The sequence below is a fragment of the Streptomyces sp. NPDC003023 genome (genome assembly GCF_042888225.1).
Taxonomy (GTDB): Bacteria; Actinomycetota; Actinomycetes; order Streptomycetales; family Streptomycetaceae; genus Streptomyces.
This window is the reverse complement of the sequence record NZ_JBIAPL010000002.1, coordinates 169266-186323: the sequence shown is the minus strand read 5'-3', so window position 1 is coordinate 186323 and position 17058 is coordinate 169266. Positions and strand designations below refer to the sequence as shown.

Below are 17058 nucleotides of genomic sequence, written 5' to 3'. Positions count from 1 at the left end.
CTCTTCCCGGGGCCGACGGCCGCCGGCCCCGCCGGACCGCCGTTCCCAGGGCCCGACGGCCGCCGGCCCCGCCGGTCACAGCACTAGATCCGCGGGAGCTGTTCCGTCATCTCGCGGTACGTCCGCAGGGCGAGCCGCAGTTCCTCCGTGTCCTGTGCGCCCGCCTCCGCGGACGCGCGCAGCGTGCGCCGGTGCTCGTCGAGGGACGCGGTGAGCCGGTCGCCGGTGTCGTCGAGCACGTCGGCCGCCTCCTTGACGGCGCGGCGCGGGTCGTCGACGAAGTCGGCCACGGCGTGCCTCAGTCGCTGCCCCAGTTGATCGCGGTCGTGCCGGGGCAGGATGCCGGCGGGGCGGGGTTCCTCGTCGCCCACGCCGGGCGCCTCGCGCACCGGCCGCGGCGGCTCGTCGACCGGCCCGGTCCGTGCGGAGTGGGACGCGCCGCGTTCGGTCTGCTTGCCGTCCCGCCCGCTCAGCGCGGCGGGGGCGTGGTTGTCTCCCGCGGCGCCGAGGGCGTCGGGCGGGACGGCAGTCGTGGGCGGCTCATGGCGGTTCCGGTGCCTCGTCACGCGCCACTTCCCCGCGGCCGCAGGGTGTGGCCGCGGCCGTGCCCCTGGCCGTGGCGGGGGCGGCCGTGGTCCGCGGCGCGGTCGGCGACCAGGTCGTCGAAGAGGTCGCGGGCGTCGACCATCGCCTCGCGCAGTCCCTCCGTGCTCGCCCGGGAGTCGGAGCGCGCGGCGCGGTGCACCTCGCGGTATCCCTCGATGTGGCGCGGGTGGTGGACACTCAGCGCGGCGAGCTGCTCCTCGTAGCGCCCTGCGGCGGGGAAGCCGCGGTCACCCGCGAGGCGGCCGAGGAGTTGGTCCGCGTCGGCGACGGCCCTGTGCGGGGAGTCGACGAAGCGTTCCTGTACGGCTGCCCATTCGGCGTCGTACTGCTCGCGCACACCGGGCGCGAGCGGCTGCGGCCTGAGGTCTCCGTGGCGCCGGACGCGGTCGTGCAGTTCGCGGTCCGTGGCCTTGGCGTCGCCGTCGTGGCGGGCGAGGACCCGGTCGTACTCGGGTCCGAAGCGCCGGCGCAGTGCTCGCCGGCCGCCGCCTTGTCCGCCGCGGCGACGTGCGAGGAGAGCGCCGGCGATGATCAGGAGGACCACGATCACCGCGACGACGATCAGAACTGTGGTCAGGGTTGACATGACTCACCTTCCGGGTCCGACCCGTGGGCGGGTGCTCGCTGTTCGCGAGCGTGCCTTGCCGCGAGTAACCGGGAAATGGTTGGCCAAACAACGGTCGCGCGGGATACAGAGGCCTCATGACCGAGTGGACCCTGACCGCTGAACCGTTCGACACCCCCGACGCCACGGCGCTGCGGCGCGCGTACTACCACGACGTGGCGAGCCGCTACTGGGGCCGGCCGGCGACCACCGCGGAGGTCGACGAGGGGCTCGCCGGCGACGGGGTCGAGCGGCTGACGGCGCCGACCGGCATGTTCGTCGTCGGGCGTCACGGCGGGGAAGCGGCCGCCTGCGGCGGGGTGTTGATGCTGGACCAGGAGCGCGCCGAACTCACGCGTGTCTTCCTGCGGCACGAGTTCCGCGGCCGTGGTGGCGCCGGTCTGCTGATAGAGACGCTGGAGCACGAGGCGCGGGCGCTCGGCGCCCGGCGGATGGTGCTCAACACCCGTCTCGACCTGGTCGAGGCCCGCGCGCTGTACGTGCGGCACGGCTACGTCGAGACACCGGCGTACTGCACCGGCCCGTACATGGACGTCTGGTACGGCAAGGACCTCTGATCCGGGGGCCCTTGAAGGGTCAGAGTGCGCGGTGGTGACCCCTGGGCGCCTCGTGGTCCCGGCGCGGTTCCGGGCTGTGCGGCCGCTCGTCGTCAGAGCCGCACAGTTCCTCGTTCAGCTCGTGCACCAGTTGCACCAGGTCCGTCGGCCGTTCGGGACCCCACCAGTCGCCGAGCAGTTCGGCCAGTGACTCCTCCCGTGCGTCTGCCAGCCGTACGGCCGCTTCCGCGCCCTTGTCGGTGAGCATCAGGTCGAGGCCCTCGCGGCGGGCGTAGCCGCGCCCCTCGACCTCACGGGAGGCCGCCGTGATCGCCCGCAGCGGCACGGGTGTGGTGTCGGCGAGCAGGGCGGGTTCGACGACACCGTGCCGCTTCATGCGCAGCAGCAGCCAGCTGGAGGCGGGGAGCAGGTCGTAGCCGGCCCGTTCGGTGATCTTCTCGTAGATGTGCCGCCTGCCCTCGCGGGAGCCGAGCACGGACAAAGCCCGTGCCACCTCGTCGTGGGAGGAGCGTTCGACGGGGTTGGAGGCCAGGGTCTCCGTGGGGTCGGGCGCGGTGACCGAGGCACGCAGCTTGTCCTCCTTGAGGAACCAGCAGATGACGAAGGCGAGCGCGACGATCGGCACGGCGTAGAGGAAGACGTCCGTGATCGCGGTCGAGTACGCGTGGAGCACGGAAGGGCGCAGGTCGGCGGGCAGTTCGGCGATGGCGCGCGGATCGGCGGCGAGTTCGCCGGCCCCGGCGCCGGGCGGGACGGTCTGTCCGGCGAGGGCGTCGGTGAGCTTGTGCTCCAGGCGGTTGGTGAAGATCGTGCCGAAGACGGCCACGCCGAACGAGGCGCCGATGGAGCGGAAGAACGTCGCGCCCGACGTGGCGACGCCCAGGTCCTCGTAGCCGACCGAGTTCTGCACGACGAGGACGAGGACCTGCATGACGAGGCCGAGTCCCGCGCCGAAGACGAAGAAGAACAGGCTCATCTGCCAGGTGGAGCTGGTCTCCTCGAGCTGGTGCAGCAGCAGCAGGCCGATCGCCGTGACGGCGGTGCCCACGACGGGGAAGACCTTCCAGCGGCCGGTGCGGCTGACGATCTGCCCGGACAGGGTGGAGGTGATCAGCAGGCCGAACACCATCGGCAGCATGTGCACACCGGACATGGTCGGTGTGGTGCCGTGGACGACCTGGAGGAACGTCGGCAGATACGTCATCGCGCCGAACATCGCGAAGCCGATCACGAAGCTGATGACCGCGACGAGTGTGAACGTCCGGATCCGGAACAGCTTCAGCGGCAGGACCGGTTCGGCGGCCCTGCGTTCGACGGCGACGAACGCGACGAGCAGTACGGCCCCGAGGACTGCGAGGGAGACGATCTGCGCCGAGCCCCACGCCCAGGTCGTCCCGCCGAGGGACGCCACGAGGACCAGGCAGGTGGCGACGGACGCGATGAGGAAGGTGCCGAGGTAGTCGATGGTGTGCCGGGTCGGGCGTGCCGGGATGTGCAGTACGGCGGCGATGACGAGCAGCGCGACGACGCCGATGGGCAGGTTGATGTAGAAGACCCAGCGCCAGCTGAGGTGTTCGGTGAAGAAGCCGCCGAGCAGCGGTCCGAGGACGCTCGTCGCGCCGAAGACCGCGCCGAACAGCCCCTGGTACTTGCCGCGCTCGCGTGGGGGGACGAGGTCGCCGACGATGGCCATCGACAGCACCATCAGCCCGCCGCCGCCGAGGCCCTGGACCGCCCGGAAGGCGATGAGCTGGGGCATGTTCTGCGCGATGCCGCACAGGGCGGAGCCGATGAGGAAGATGACGATGGCCGTCTGGAACAGCTTCTTGCGGCCGTACTGGTCACCGAGTTTGCCCCACAGCGGGGTCGCGGCGGTGGAGGCCAGCATGTAGGCGGTGACCACCCATGACAGATGGTCCATGCCGCCGAGTTCACTGACGATGGTCGGCAGTGCCGTGGCGACGATGGTCTGGTCGAGGGCGGCGAGCAGCATGCCCAGCAGCAGCGCGCCGATGGCGAGGAGGACCCCTCGCCGGTCCTGCCCCTGGCCGGGGGCGGGCCCCGTCCGCGCCGTGCTCACTTCCTGGGCCATGCCGGTCTCCTCGGTTCCGTGACGCACTGTCCCCTCCCATCGTGGTTGGTCTGTCCGGTTATGGCCTGCCGAGACGCGCGTGGCACCCGGTGGGCGTTGGGTGCGGCATGGGGCGGCTGCATAATCGGCGGCATTCGAAGGGGAGGGGTACCGGCAATGACCGGAAGCAGATGTCCGGAGTGCGACAGACCGCGGAACCCGGACGGCAGCGCCGGAACCGGCTGCGACTGTGCCGAGCGCGCGGGGGCCGCGCTGCGGGCGGAACGACAGGCGGACATCGCGGCGGCGGAGGACTTCGATCCGCTGCGGATCAGACCGTACGTGACGCTGGAAGGGCTGCGCCTGGACGAGCCGTCGGGCGGCGTGCCGAGTCCGGCCGAACACGCGGGGCCTCCGGCGCGGCTGCCGCTGCCGCCGATGGAGGCCGACGAGCCCGCGGGTCGGGGTCGGCGGGCTGAGCCTCCGGGCGCTGCCGCGGCGGGGCCGGGCGTGCAGCCCCGGGGCGGGCCGGCGGTCGTGGGCGGGCAGGGGAACGCGTCCGGGGCCGAGTTCGCGCCCGGGGCGGGGTTCGCGTCCGGGGCGGAGTCCTGGGCCGGGGCCGGACCGGGGCTCACGCCAGGGAACGGGGGCGGACCGGGGCTCACGCCAGGGGACGGGGGCGGGCCGGGGGCAGCGTCCGTGGCAGGGTCCTCGTCCGAACCTCCGTTCGGGTCCGGGCCGGAGTCCGGAGCCTGGCAGGAGGACCCGGCCTGGTCAGAGGACGGAGCCGGGCCGGCGGCCGGGGGCGGCGCGGCCTTGGGCGCTGCGAAGGGGTTCGCCGCGGGGGGCGGCGGCCGTGGAGCAGACGACGGCCCGGGCCCGGCCGCCTCCGGCAGTTCCGGCAGCGGTGACACCGCGCCGCTCCCTCGGGTCGTGGCCACGCCGGGCACAGATGCCGGGACCCCTGTGTGGTCCCACGGACCGGGGCCTTACGAGGCGGTCCAGGACCACCGGAGCGGCACGCATCCGCCCGCCGCCGGGCCGGGACCGCTGCCGGACGCCGTGGCCATGCACCACGAGGAAGAGGCCGCGTTCTACGTCGCCGGTCCGGGAGCGGGCGACGCCGAGGCGGAGCGCCGCGCCCGGCGGCGGCGGGCGTTCGCCGGGATCGTCGTGGGCGCGGCGGCCGTCGCCGTGGCGGGGACGGCCGCTCTGGCCGGCGGGCTGTTCGCGGGCGACGACACACAGGACCGCGCCCTGCCGCCGGACACCCGGAGCAGCGCCCCGAGTGCCAGCGTGGAGCCGGACGCTCCCTCGGGATCCGTCTCGACCGGCGTTTCGGCGTCCGCGTCCGCCTCACCGTCGGCGTCCGTGTCGGCATCGCCGTCCTCGTCGCCCTCACCGTCGCGATCCGCGCCGCGTACGTCCCCGAGCGCCGGCGACGCGCCGGCCGCCCCTTCCGCCCCGCCGCCCTCCACCGCGCGAGCCACGGGCACGGTGTCCGAGGCTCCGCCGCAGAACAACGGGGGCACGCTGCGGCGCGGGGACAGCGGTCCCGCGGTGACCGAGCTCCAGCAGCGGCTGCGGCAGCTGTGGCTGTACCCGTACGACGAGGCGGACGGGCGGTTCGACGAGGACGTCGAGCAGGCCGTGAAGGTCTACCAGTGGGACCGCGGCATCGAGCGCGATCCGCTGGGCGTCTACGGGCCGCACACGCGCCGTGCGCTGGAGGCGGAAACGCGCGATCCGTGAGACGGGTTGGCGTCGGGCCCCAGCTTTTTGTATCGTGAAGGAACAAAGTGGTTCCGCCCGTACTCCCTGACCGGCGGGCGGAGCCGCTTGTTTTCTTGCTTTCCAGAGCATCGGAGTCCTCATGACGACCGCCCTGACCGCTCGCGCCCTCCTGCTGGACATGGACGGCACCATCGTCAACTCGGACGCCGTGGTGGAGCGGGTGTGGCGGGCCTGGGCGGTGGAGCACGGGCTGGACGCCGACGACGCGCTCAAGGTCGTCCACGGCCGGCAGGGGTGGGCCACGATGGCGGCGCTGCTCCCGGACCGCCCCATGGAGCAGAACCACGCCGACAACCGCGTACTGCTCGCGCAGGAGACCGCCGACACCACGGGCGTGGTCCCCGTCGCCGGCGCCCCCGCCTTCATGTCCGCCGTCGCCGGCCTGCCGCACGCCCTGGTGACATCGGCCGACCTCGCCCTGGCCACCGCCCGCATGGACGCGGCCCGGCTGCCGATGCCGCGGGTCCGGGTGACGGCCGAGAGCGTCGGCGCGAGCAAGCCGGATCCCGAGGGCTTCCTCAAGGGCGCCGCCGAACTGGGCTTCACCCCCGAGGACTGCGTGGCGTTCGAGGACTCGGAGGCCGGCATCACGGCGGCCCGGGCGGCCGGCATGCGCGTGGTGGGCGTGGGGCCCCGCGCCCTGGCGATGGCGCCGGACCTCCACGTACCGGACCTCACCCACCTCGCCGTGACCGCCGCCGCGGACGGCACGATCGAGCTGCGTGCCGTCGGCGCGGGTCGCTGAGGGCTGTCCCGGAGAACGCCTTCCGGCGCTCAGCCGGTGATCGCCTCGAAGAGGCTGAACCCGGCGAGCGCCAGCATCAGGCAGGCCGCGACCTTGGTGATCAGCTTCAGCGGCACGTACTTCATCAGCGTCCGGCCGCCGAGGATCCCGATGCCCGCGACCGCCCAGAGCGCCAGCACCGCACCGATGCCGACCGAGACGGGGTTGTCGTAACGGGCCGCCAGGTTGGCGGTCATGATCTGGGTCAGGTCGCCGAACTCGGCGACGAGGATGAGCATGAAGCCCGCCCCGGAGACCTTCCAGAAGGACTGGTCGGCCGGGGCCTTGATGGTCTCCTCGTCGTCGTCGTCCTTCTTCAGCAGCAGCATCAGCGCGCCCGCGAGGAAGAGCAGGCCCACCACGGCCTGCACGAGGCGGTGCGGCAGCAGCGTCAGCACGCTGCCCGCGGCGATGGCGAGCGCGACGTGCACGGCGAACGCGGCCGCGACACCGGCGAAGACGTACGAGGCGCGGTAGCGGGTGCCCAGCATCAGACCGGCGAGGGCGGTCTTGTCGGGCAGCTCGGCGAGGAAGACCACGCCGAACGTGATCGCCATGACGGTGAAGCTGATCACGGGTGAAACCTCAATCGGTCGGGCGCGGCCCTGCCGAGAGTCCTGAGCGTTCCAGGGGTCGCTTCGGCACGGCAGCGCCATGAATACGTACATGGGCACTGCGGCCGAAGGTCTCGCTGGCGAACCTCTGTGACGAGGCCGCCTCCGGGCGCCGGCCGGGCACGAGGCCCAGCAGTATGTCGACGGTCCGGCGAAGAGCTACTCCCCTTCTGCGCTGCACAGCCTACGTCATGCACCCGGACGGCCGTCAGGGACCAAGGTCCCGGCCCGCCCGGTGCAGACGTCCGCGCGCCACCAGTTCGAGCACCAGCGCCACCCCCACCGCCTGCACCGCCATCAGCGCGACCAGCACGAACAGCTGGACCGCGCCCGCCTCCGCCGGCGACGCGCCGCCCAGCAGCATGCCGACGAACGCCCCCGGCAGCGTGACCAGCCCCACCGTCCGGGTCTGGTCGAGGCCCGGGAGCAGGGCGTCGGAGGCGGGTGTACGGGCCACCTCCATCCGGGCGTCGCGTTCGGTGAGCCCCAGGGCGAGGCCCGCCTCCACCTCTCCACGGCGCTGCTCCAGCTCGTCCAGCGCGCGCCGGCCGCCGACCGCCGTCGCGGTCAGCGCCCCGCCGATGAGGATGCCGGTCACGGGGATGAGCGTGATCCCCTTCACCGGCACCAGACCGGTCAGGATCAGCGCGGCGACGACGGGCACCACACCCGCGGCGATCGGCAGGCCCGCCCACCACCAGGTGCCGTTGGCGGTGATGCGCCGGCCCGCGGTACGGACGGCGACCGAGTACATGAGGGCGATGAAGGCAAGCAGCAGCGGGACCGAGCGGACCACCCACACGATCACCGCGGAGACGGCGGCGAGCTGAACGGCCGCGCGCACGCCGGCGACGGCGATCTCCCGCGAACGGCCCAGGTGGGCGAGGGCCGCGACGGTCGCCGCGACGGCCAGCAGGACGGCCAGCACGGCCCCGAGGGTGAGGTTGACCGGGAGCAGCACGCGGCAACCCTACGACGCCGAGGGGATCATGCCGGTTCGTCAGAACTCTTGATGTGACGTGCGCATGTCGCCACTCTGTTACCTGGCGCCCATCCCCAGTCAATCCGGCGCCGCCAGCATGGCCATGCCAGGAAGGCCAAGCTCCCCCCACCTCAGAGGAGTTCACATGTCAGGTGTCTACGCGCGTCGAATCCGCGGTGCCGCCGGTGCCCGCGGCGTCCGCCGAATAGCGGTGCTCGCCGCCGCCTCGGCCCTCGCCACGACCGGTCTGCTGGCCACCGCCCCCGCCGCGCAGGCCGCGCCGCCCACCCCCGTCACCGCCTCCACCGCCCGCAGCTACCTCAGCCAGCTGACCGTGGCCGCCGAGGGCTCCACCTCCGGCTACAGCCGCGACCTGTTCCCGCACTGGATCACCCAGTCGGGCAACTGCAACACCCGCGAGGTCGTCCTCAAGCGCGACGGCTCGAACGTGCAGCAGGACTCCAGCTGCGCGGCCACCAGCGGAAGTTGGTACTCCTCCTACGACGGCGCCACCTGGTACGCGGCCTCCGACGTCGACATCGACCACATCGTCCCGCTGGCGGAGGCATGGCGCTCCGGCGCGAGCAGCTGGACCACCTCCAAGCGCCAGCAGTTCGCCAACGACCTCACCCGGCCGCAGTTGATCGCCGTCACGGACAACGTCAACCAGTCCAAGGGCGACCAGGACCCGTCGGAGTGGATGCCGCCGCGGAGCTCGTACCACTGCTACTACGCGCGGATGTGGGTCCACACGAAGTACTACTGGAACCTGAAGGTCGACTCCGCTGAGAAGAGCGCGCTGCAGTCGGTCCTGAACGGCTGCTGATCCCGGCCGCCCGGTCCCCGTCGCGGGCCGGTCCGCCGCGCACAGCGGCGTTCCGGCCCGCCGCATGAGCCGGGCGGCCACCGGCCGTGAGGGGCAGGCCCGAGGACCCGACACGCCGGGACCGCTCCTGGCGGAACCCCTCCGCCCACCTCGGACGTTCCGTACCGTACGGGTCGAAGGAAGGTGGCACACATGACCGGGCTGCGCTTGGGACCACTGCTGCGGCACGTGGACTGGGAGACGGGCACGAGTGCGACCGTCTGGGTGGAGACCGAGCGTCCGTGCACGGCCGAGGTCCGCTGCGGCCGGGGCGGCGGCTCCGCCCGTACGTTCCTCGTCGCCGGACACCACTACGCCCTGATCCCGGTGACGGGCCTGACACCTGACTCCTCCACCGAGTACGAGGTACTGCTGGACGGCGAGCGGGTCTGGCCTCTCGAGGGCTCGAACCTTCCGCCCAGCACCATCCGCACCCCCGCCGCGGGTTCCGACTCCGTGCGGGTCACGTTCGGTTCCTGCCGCTGGGCGGCGCGTCCCGCGCGGGGCCACGACCCGGTGGGTCCGGACGCCCTCGACACACTCGCCGTGCGCCTCGCCTCCGCCCCGGACGAGGAGCGCCCCGACGTGCTGCTCCTCCTCGGCGACCAGGTGTACGCGGACGAGACCTCCGACGCGACCGCCGCACGGCTGGCGGCCAAGCGGGACCCCGACGTACCGCCGGGCTCCGGTGTGGCGGACTACGAGGAGTACACCTGGCTGTACGACGAGTCCTGGGGCGACCCGGACGTCCGCTGGCTGCTCTCCACCGTGCCCAGCTGCATGATCTTCGACGACCACGACGTCATCGACGACTGGAACACCAGCACTTCCTGGCTGGCCGACATGCGGGCGACGCCGTGGTGGCGGGAGCGGATCCTCAGCGCGCTGATGTCGTACTGGGTGTACCAGCACCTGGGCAACCTCTCCCCCGCCGAGCTCGCCGCGGACCCGGTCTACGAGGCGGTGCGGTCCGCGCCCGACGGCACGGACACGCTGCGGCGGTTCGCGGAGGCGGCGGACCGTGACGCGACGGCGGTGCGCTGGAGCTACCGCCGCGATTTCGGACGGACCCGGCTGTTGATGGTCGACACGCGTGCCGCCCGCGTCCTGGACGAGCAGAAGCGGTCGATGCTCGACGAGGGCGAGGCCCGCTGGCTGCGCGAGCAGGCGACGGACGATCCGGGCTCGCTGGACCATCTGCTCGTCGGCACCTCGTTGCCCTGGCTGCTGCCGCCCCTGATCCATCACGCGGAGAGCTGGAACGCGGCACTGTGCCGCGGGGAGCGGGGAGCGTGGTGGTCGCGCTTCGGGGAGAAGGTGCGCCGTCACGCGGATCTGGAGCACTGGTCGGCGTTCCCGTCGTCGTTCGAGAAACTGACACGGCTGCTCACGGAGGTGGGCAGCGGCCCGGACGCTCCGGCGACGGTGTGCGTGCTGTCCGGGGACGTCCATCACGCGTACGTGGCCGAGCCCCAGTGGCCGGACGGTCCCCAGCGGGGGCCGGACGGACGGCGCGGGCCGGGCTCCCGGCGCGCCCGGCGCACGGAGGCCGGCGAGTTGATCGAACGGCCGGACGCCCGGGTGCTGCAGCTGACCTGTTCGCCCGTGCACAACTCCATTCCCCGCCCGATAAGGATCGGCTTCCGCTTCGGCTGGAGCAGGGCGGGACGGCGCCTCGGCCGCCTCTTCGCCTGGCACGGCCGCACCGGAAGGCCCCTCGTCCGCTGGGGGCGTACCGGCGGGCCGTGGTTCGGCAACCAGTTGATGACCCTGAGCCTGCGGGGTCGTGCGGCCTCGCTCCGGCTGGACCAGGCACGCGCCGACGGTCCGGGCGAACGAGGGCGGCTGACAAAGCGGTTCGAGCGCCGGCTGACCTCAGGGTCCTGAGCCGTTCCGCGACGCGCGATCCGCGAGCACGATTTTCCGCCAAACATCGAACACCCGGCCGAGGTCGGCCTCTTCGTCGAGCGCCCGCTATTCCGTCGCGCGCGTCACATAACCGGAGGGGACCGACCGTCATCTCCCCCGACGTCCGTTTCGCGGGGTGCGGGGCGGGCCCGTACGGGCTGTTGACGGCCTGTTGACGGCCTGTTGACGGACTGTCGACGGTCTGCTCACGGGGTGCCGGAAAGCGGGCCCTCGGCCGAATTCGACTCGCGACCAAATGTTGAACTTGCAAGCAATGATTAGGCCGACCTAACGTGTGGCCCCCCTCATCGGTTCTGTCCCCGAAACCGAAGGAGCCCCCACAATGGCCACCCCCACTCTCGCCGCACGCCTGAACCAGGCCCAGCCATACGCGCTCGGCCTGTTCCGCGTCGTCGTGGGCCTGCTGTTCCTCTGCCACGGAGCCGCCGCGCTGTTCGGCGTCCTCGGCGGCGTCAACGGCGCGACCATCCCGGCAGGCACCTGGCCCGGGTGGTACGCCGCGGTGATCCAACTGGTCGCCGGCTCCCTGGTGCTGCTCGGCCTCGGCACCCGAACCGCGGCGTTCGTCGCCTCCGGTTCGATGGCGTACGCGTACTTCAAGGTGCACCAGCCCGAGTCGCTGTTCCCGCTCCAGAACGGCGGCGAGGCGTCCGCGATGTTCTGCTGGGCGTTCCTGCTGCTGGTCTTCACCGGGCCCGGCGCCGCGGCGCTGGACCGGCTGTTCACCCCGCGCGGCGGTGAGCGCGCGGCCGAACAGCACGAGGAGCGGACCCCCGCCGCCGCCTGACCCGCCACCGACCCGGCGGCACGCACGACAGCGGCGCGCACGACAGCGGGCGCGGCACGACAGCGGGCGCGCAGCACAACAACGGCGCGCACAACGGCGCGCAGGAGCGCCCGGCACTCGTCGACGAGTGCCGGGCGCTCCTTCCGTACGGCCGGTTTCGCTTCAATGACCGCCCGGCGAACGACCCCTGTCGATCTCCGGCGCGCGTCGGGCGTACGCTGTACAGCGCTCTGGCCGCCCTGCCGCTCCCCCGCGACACCGTGGCCTCGTGATTGACGGGGAGAGTCAAGGTGCTCGAGAGTCTTGGGTCGCTGACCGGCAGCCCATGGATCTACGCCGTGGTGGCGTTGTCGGTACTCCTCGACGTGTTCCTGCCCGTGCTGCCCAGCGGTGTGCTGGTGATCACGGCCGCCACCGCGGCCGCGGCGGGGTCCACCGCCGGCACGGTCGGCACCGCCGCGGTCGCGGCAGGTCAGGTACCGCGCGAGGTCCCGTCACTGCTGGTGCTGGTGCTGTGCGCGGCGACCGCCTCCGTGCTCGGCGACCTCGTCGCCTACCGTCTCGCCTGGCGCGGCGGAGACCGTCTGGACCGGGCCATCGCCCGGTCGCGTCGGCTGACGCGAGCGCAGGAACGTCTCGGCGCCGCCCTCAGCCGCGGCGGTGGTGCGCTCGTCGTCATCGCGCGCTTCGCACCGGCCGGCCGCTCCGTCGTCTCGCTGGGCGCGGGCGCGGCGCACCGCAAGGTGCGCGACTTCCTGCCGTGGTCGGCCCTGGCCGGTGTCGCCTGGGCCGGATACGCCGTAGGACTTGGCTACTTCGGCGGGCAGTGGCTCGGCGCGAGCTGGATCGGCGCCGCCGTGTCCGTACTGGCGCTGTTCGGCGCGGGTTCGCTCGCCGCCTATGTCATGCGGCGTCCGGCTGCGGCGCCGGCTCCTGATCCTGCCGCTTAGCGGCATGTCCGCCGGAGCCGCGGACCTCGAGCCCTTCGAGGAGTCTGCGGGTCGCGTCCGCGATCTCCTCGACGGCCTGCTCGAAGACCTCGCGGTTGTGCGCGGCCGGGGCGCGGAAGCCCGAGACCTTGCGCACGTACTGCAGGGCTGCGGCGCGGATGTCGTCCTCTGTGGCCTCTTCGGGGAGGACGGGCGGGCGGAGGGTCTTGATGCTGCGGCACATGACTCCAGTGTGCCGCAGCACCACTGACACACGGAGGGCGCTGCCCGCACCGCCTTCGGCGGCGCCGCGCACCGCGGTAACCCCAGGGGCCCGCGAACGCCCGCTGGGGCGGCCAGTAGAGTGCGGCAGCGTCCCCCTGCCGTTCCACCGACGAGGTACCGCTCAGTGACCCCCGCACCACGTTCACCAGCAGTAACCGTCGTCGGGATCGGTGCCGACGGCTGGCCCGGACTGCCGGAGGCCGCCCAGCGGGCCCTGCGGGGCGCGGAGGTCGTCATCGGCGCGGCACGTCAGCTGGCGCTGCTGCCCGACGGCTGCGCCGCCGAGCGCGTGGCCTGGCCGAGCCCGCTGCGGCCCGCCGTCGCCGGGCTGCTCACCGCGTACGAGGGCCGCAGGCTCGCCGTACTGGCCAGCGGCGACCCGATGTTCTACGGCATCGGGCGTGCGCTGGCCGAGGAGCTGGGCCCCGACGCACTCCACGTCGTCCCGCATCCCTCCTCCGTCTCGTACGCCTGTGCCCGGCTCGGCTGGCCCGTCGAGGACACCTCGACCGTCACCCTCGTCGGCCGCCCCGCCGGGCAGTTGGCCGCCGCGCTGCACGACGGCCGCCGGCTGCTGGTGCTCAGTGCCGGCGCGGACACGCCCGCGGAGGTGGCGGCCTTGCTGCGGGACCGCGGCTTCGGGCCGACCCGGATGCGGGTCCTCGAACAGCTCGGCGCGGGGTCGGAGCGTGTCGTGGACGGCGAAGCGGCGACGTGGACCGCGCCGCCCGGTGATGCGCTGAACGTCGTCGCCCTCGAATGCCGGCGGGAACCGGGCGCATTGCGGCTGTCCGCCGTCCCGGGTCTGCCCGACGAGGCGTACGAGCACGACGGTCAGCTCACCAAGCGGCACGTCCGCGCGGCGACCCTCGCCGCTCTCGCGCCCGCGCCCGGCGAGCTGCTGTGGGACATCGGCGGCGGCTCCGGCTCCATCGCGATCGAGTGGATGCGGACGCACCCCTCCTGCCGCGCCGTCACCGTGGAACGCACCCCGGTACGTGCGGAGCGCATCGCCCGCAACGCCGATGTCCTCGGTGTGCCCGGACTGCGTGTCGTCACCGGGGCGGCGCCGGAAGCGCTGGCCGGACTCCCCGTACCCGACGCGGTGTTCATCGGCGGCGGCCTGACCGCGCCGGGGCTCCTCGACGCCTGCTGGGCCGCGCTGCCGGCCGGCGGCCGCCTCGTCGCCAACACGGTCACCCTCGAGTCGGAGGCGCTGCTGGCCGGGCGTCACGCCCGCCACGGCGGTGAACTCGTGCGTCTGGCCGTCTCCCACGCCGTGCCCGTAGGCGGCTTCACCGGCTGGCGTCAGGCCATGCCCGTCACCCAATGGTCCGTCACCAAAGCAGGAGATCCGTCATGACCGTGTACTTCATCGGTGCGGGCCCCGGCGCCGCCGACCTGATCACCGTGCGCGGCGCGCGTACGCTCGCGTCGTGCGGGGTCTGCCTCTACGCCGGCTCCCTCGTACCCCGTGAACTCCTCGCCGAATGCCCGCCGGACGCCCGGCTGGTCGACACCGCGCGGCTCGACCTGGACGCCATCACCGCGGAGGTCGTCCGCGCCCACGAGGAGGGCCACGACGTGGCCCGGCTGCACTCCGGCGACCCGTCGGTCTTCAGCGCCGTAGCCGAGCAGATGCGCCGCCTGGACGCGGCGGGCGTGCCGTACGAGATCGTGCCGGGCGTCCCGGCGTTCGCGGCGGCGGCCGCGGCGCTGAAGCGGGAGCTCACGGTCCCGACCGTCGGCCAGACCGTGATCCTCACCCGCGTCTCCCAGCAGGCGACGCCCATGCCGGACGGCGAGGACCTGGCCACCCTCGGCCGCAGCGGCGCGCTCCTCGTCCTCCACCTCGGCGCGCGCTACGTCGACCGGATCGTCTCCGAGCTCGTCCCTCACTACGGCGCGGACTGCCCGGCAGCGGTGGTGGCGATGGCCAGCCGTCCGGACGAGCTCGTCCTGCGGGGGACGCTGGAGGACATCGCGTCGCAGGTGAAGGCCGCGGGCGTGACGCGCACGGCGGTGATCATGGTCGGCCGGGTACTGGCCGCGACCGGCTTCCGCGACAGCCATCTGTACTCGCCGGAGCGCGACCGCCACGCCTGCTGAGCCGGGCCCGGCAAACGGGGCATGTCACGGGGACTCGCGCCCCGTGGCCTGCCCCGTAGCCGTTTCTGGGGCCGCTTGGCGCCCCTCACAGCGATCCCGCACGGCAAGGCGGCGCGTCGCCACCCTGCGTACCGAACCACTATCGCCACTTGCCTAATACCTTTAGGTAAATGCATAATCGAATCAGTTGAACGGGAGGAAGGTCATGGCACGCGTAGGCCTCACCACGGAACGTCTGGCCCGCGCGGGTGCGGAGATGGCGGACGAGGTCGGCTTCGACCAGGTGACCGTCTCGGCGCTCGCCAGGCGGTTCGACGTCAAGGTCGCCAGTCTCTACTCGCATGTGAAGAGTTCTCAGGACCTGAGGACGCGGATCGCCCTGCTCGCCCTGGAGGAGCTGGCCGACCGCGGCGCCGCCGCGCTTGCCGGACGGGCGGGCAAGGACGCCCTGACCGCCCTGGCGAACGTCTACCGCGACTACGCCCGCGAGCACCCCGGCCGCTACGCCGCGGCGCAGCTGCGGCTCGCACCGGAAACGGCGGCCGCGAGCGCGGGCGTCAGGCACGCACAGATGACGCGGGCGATCCTGCGCGGCTACGACCTGACGGAGCCGGACCAGACACACGCGGTCCGGCTGCTCGGCAGCGTCTTCCACGGTTACGTGACCTTGGAGCTCGCCGGCGGGTTCAGCCACAGCGCACCCGACTCCCAGGAGACCTGGTCACGCGTCCTCGACGCCCTCGACGCCCTGCTGCGGAACTGGCCGGAGGACCGACCGGAGCCCGTACCGGACAATCGATCGACAGGTTGAGGCAATGCACACCGAGGACAACCGGATCACCACGCCCGTCACCGCGGACGACCGGATCACCACGCCCGTCACCGCGGACCTTCTGCGCGGCGCGACAGAGGTGGAGCGCACCGAGCACGGCGTGCTGCCGCACCGACTGCCCGCCTGGGCGCGCGCCCAGTGCGCCGACGGGCAGCTGGCGATGGCCGAGGCCCAGCCCTCCGGCGTACGGCTCGCCTTCCGTACCCGGGCCACCACCGTGGAACTGGACACGCTGCCCACCAAGCGGGTCTACGTGGGCGCCCCGCCCCGCCCGGACGGTCTGTACGAACTGCTCGTCGACGGCCGCCCGGCCGGACAGGCCACCGTCAGCGGCGGCAACACCCTGACCGTCGACATGCGCGACTGGTCCGTCGAGCACCGGTCCGGGCCGGTGGGCACCCTGAGCTTCACCGGCCTGCCGGACCGTCCCAAGGACATCGAGATCTGGCTGCCGTACAACGAGACCACCGAGCTCGTCGCACTGCGCACCGACGCGCCCGTGGAGCCCGCGCCGGACCGGGGGCGCCGGGTGTGGCTGCACCACGGCAGCTCGGTCAGCCACGGCTCCGACGCCGCGGGCCCGACCACGACCTGGCCGGCGCTCGCCGCGTCCCTCGGGGGCGTGGAACTGATCAATCTGGGCCTGGGCGGCGGCGCGCTGCTCGACCCGTTCGTCGCCCGTGTCATGCGGGACACCCCGGCCGACCTGATCAGCGTCAAGATCGGCATCAATCTGGTCAACACCGACCTGATGCGCCTGCGGGCCTTCACGCCCGCCGTCCACGGCTTCCTCGACACGATCCGCGAGGGCCACCCCACCACACCGCTGCTCGTCGTCTCACCCGTCCTGTGCCCCATCCATGAGGACACGCCCGGTCCGAGCGCCGTGGATCCCGCCTCGATCGGCAGCGGGCAGCTGCGCTTCCGGGCCATGGGGGATCCGGCGGAACGGGCGAGCGGGAAGCTGACCCTGGGCGTCGTCCGTGACGAGCTGGCCGGGATCGTGGCGCAGCGGTCGGCCGAGGACCCGAACCTGCACCACCTCGACGGGCGCGACCTGTACGGCGAGGCGGACCACGCGGAGCTGCCGCTCCCCGACGAGCTCCACCCGGACGCCGCCACCCACCGGCGCATCGGCGAACGCTTCGCCGCGCTGGCCTTCGCCGGGGGCGGCGCTTTCACGGACGGCGGCGTCTTCAGGGACGGCAGCGTCTTCAAGGACGGCAGCGTCTTCAAGGACGGCGGCGTCTGACCCACCCGGCCGCACCGATCCGCCGGTCCGCCGGGGG

General features: G+C 73.0%; 17 protein-coding genes. 11 read left to right on the top strand and 6 right to left on the bottom strand.

What is annotated here, in order from left to right; all coding sequences use genetic code 11:
* Positions 1 to 83: 83 nt before the first annotated feature.
* Both ACFYV1_RS09050 and ACFYV1_RS09045 read right to left on the bottom strand, forming a co-directional pair.
* Positions 84 to 566, bottom strand: coding sequence for a hypothetical protein (locus ACFYV1_RS09050; protein ID WP_389394775.1), 483 nt, complete (start codon positions 564 to 566; stop codon positions 84 to 86).
* On the bottom strand, positions 563 to 1192 hold the full coding sequence (locus tag ACFYV1_RS09045; RefSeq protein ID WP_389394774.1) for a hypothetical protein: 630 nt from the start codon (positions 1190 to 1192) through the stop codon (positions 563 to 565). The genes ACFYV1_RS09050 and ACFYV1_RS09045 overlap by 4 nt, the downstream gene beginning before the upstream one ends.
* A gap of 116 nt (positions 1193 to 1308) precedes the next feature.
* On the opposite strand from ACFYV1_RS09045, the gene ACFYV1_RS09040 reads away from it, so the two are divergent.
* Complete coding sequence (locus tag ACFYV1_RS09040) at positions 1309 to 1788, top strand: GNAT family N-acetyltransferase (RefSeq protein WP_389394773.1); 480 nt, start codon at positions 1309 to 1311, stop codon at positions 1786 to 1788.
* Between the two features lie 19 nt (positions 1789 to 1807).
* Here the strand turns inward: ACFYV1_RS09040 and ACFYV1_RS09035 are convergent, their stop codons facing one another.
* Entirely contained in the window at positions 1808 to 3880 is a 2073-nt protein-coding gene (locus ACFYV1_RS09035) for a DHA2 family efflux MFS transporter permease subunit (protein WP_389394772.1), read from the bottom strand.
* Positions 3881 to 4825: 945 nt separating this feature from the next.
* Between ACFYV1_RS09035 and ACFYV1_RS09030 the strand changes: the two genes are divergently transcribed.
* Together ACFYV1_RS09030 and ACFYV1_RS09025 are read left to right on the top strand one after the other, a co-directional pair.
* A complete protein-coding gene (locus ACFYV1_RS09030; RefSeq protein ID WP_389394771.1) occupies positions 4826 to 5611 on the top strand; it encodes a peptidoglycan-binding protein in 786 nt (261 codons plus the stop codon).
* Positions 5612 to 5732: 121 nt separating this feature from the next.
* Positions 5733 to 6398, top strand: coding sequence for an HAD-IA family hydrolase (locus tag ACFYV1_RS09025; protein ID WP_389394770.1), 666 nt, complete (start codon positions 5733 to 5735; stop codon positions 6396 to 6398).
* 29 nt (positions 6399 to 6427) lie between these two features.
* Here the strand turns inward: ACFYV1_RS09025 and ACFYV1_RS09020 are convergent, their stop codons facing one another.
* Together ACFYV1_RS09020 and ACFYV1_RS09015 are read right to left on the bottom strand one after the other, a co-directional pair.
* Positions 6428 to 7012 (bottom strand): TMEM165/GDT1 family protein, encoded by a 585-nt coding sequence (locus tag ACFYV1_RS09020; RefSeq protein WP_389394769.1) that lies wholly within the window; start codon positions 7010 to 7012, stop codon positions 6428 to 6430.
* 247 nt (positions 7013 to 7259) lie between these two features.
* Positions 7260 to 8012, bottom strand: a complete 753-nt coding sequence (locus ACFYV1_RS09015; RefSeq protein ID WP_389394768.1) for an ABC transporter permease — start codon at positions 8010 to 8012, stop codon at positions 7260 to 7262.
* 166 nt (positions 8013 to 8178) lie between these two features.
* Here ACFYV1_RS09015 and ACFYV1_RS09010 point away from each other — a divergent pair, with 166 nt between their 5' ends.
* From ACFYV1_RS09010 to ACFYV1_RS08995, 4 genes are all read left to right on the top strand, one after another.
* The gene (locus ACFYV1_RS09010) at positions 8179 to 8859 is read left to right on the top strand and encodes an HNH endonuclease family protein (protein ID WP_389394767.1); all 681 of its coding nucleotides are present in this window, start codon (positions 8179 to 8181) and stop codon (positions 8857 to 8859) included.
* 192 nt (positions 8860 to 9051) lie between these two features.
* The gene (locus tag ACFYV1_RS09005; protein ID WP_389394766.1) at positions 9052 to 10785 is read left to right on the top strand and encodes an alkaline phosphatase D family protein; all 1734 of its coding nucleotides are present in this window, start codon (positions 9052 to 9054) and stop codon (positions 10783 to 10785) included.
* Between the two features lie 364 nt (positions 10786 to 11149).
* Positions 11150 to 11614 carry a DoxX family protein gene (locus ACFYV1_RS09000; protein ID WP_389394765.1) on the top strand — a complete coding sequence of 155 codons (465 nt, stop codon included), beginning with the start codon at positions 11150 to 11152 and terminating at the stop codon, positions 11612 to 11614.
* Positions 11615 to 11904: 290 nt separating this feature from the next.
* Positions 11905 to 12564 carry a DedA family protein gene (locus tag ACFYV1_RS08995; RefSeq protein WP_389394764.1) on the top strand — a complete coding sequence of 220 codons (660 nt, stop codon included), beginning with the start codon at positions 11905 to 11907 and terminating at the stop codon, positions 12562 to 12564.
* Here ACFYV1_RS08995 and ACFYV1_RS08990 read toward each other — a convergent pair.
* Complete coding sequence (locus tag ACFYV1_RS08990; protein ID WP_389394763.1) at positions 12518 to 12787, bottom strand: DUF2277 domain-containing protein; 270 nt, start codon at positions 12785 to 12787, stop codon at positions 12518 to 12520. The two genes, ACFYV1_RS08995 and ACFYV1_RS08990, sit on opposite strands and share 47 nt — an antisense overlap.
* Before the next feature lie 165 nt (positions 12788 to 12952).
* On the opposite strand from ACFYV1_RS08990, the gene cbiE reads away from it, so the two are divergent.
* From cbiE to ACFYV1_RS08970, 4 genes are all read left to right on the top strand, one after another.
* Positions 12953 to 14191, top strand: a complete 1239-nt coding sequence (gene cbiE / locus ACFYV1_RS08985) for a precorrin-6y C5,15-methyltransferase (decarboxylating) subunit CbiE (protein ID WP_389394762.1) — start codon at positions 12953 to 12955, stop codon at positions 14189 to 14191.
* Positions 14188 to 14937 (top strand): precorrin-4 C(11)-methyltransferase, encoded by a 750-nt coding sequence (gene cobM, locus ACFYV1_RS08980; protein ID WP_389394761.1) that lies wholly within the window; start codon positions 14188 to 14190, stop codon positions 14935 to 14937. The genes cbiE and cobM overlap by 4 nt, the downstream gene beginning before the upstream one ends.
* Before the next feature lie 205 nt (positions 14938 to 15142).
* Positions 15143 to 15748, top strand: coding sequence for a TetR/AcrR family transcriptional regulator (locus ACFYV1_RS08975; RefSeq protein WP_389394760.1), 606 nt, complete (start codon positions 15143 to 15145; stop codon positions 15746 to 15748).
* 4 nt (positions 15749 to 15752) lie between these two features.
* Entirely contained in the window at positions 15753 to 17021 is a 1269-nt protein-coding gene (locus tag ACFYV1_RS08970) for an SGNH/GDSL hydrolase family protein (protein WP_389394759.1), read from the top strand.
* Positions 17022 to 17058 lie beyond the last annotated feature (37 nt).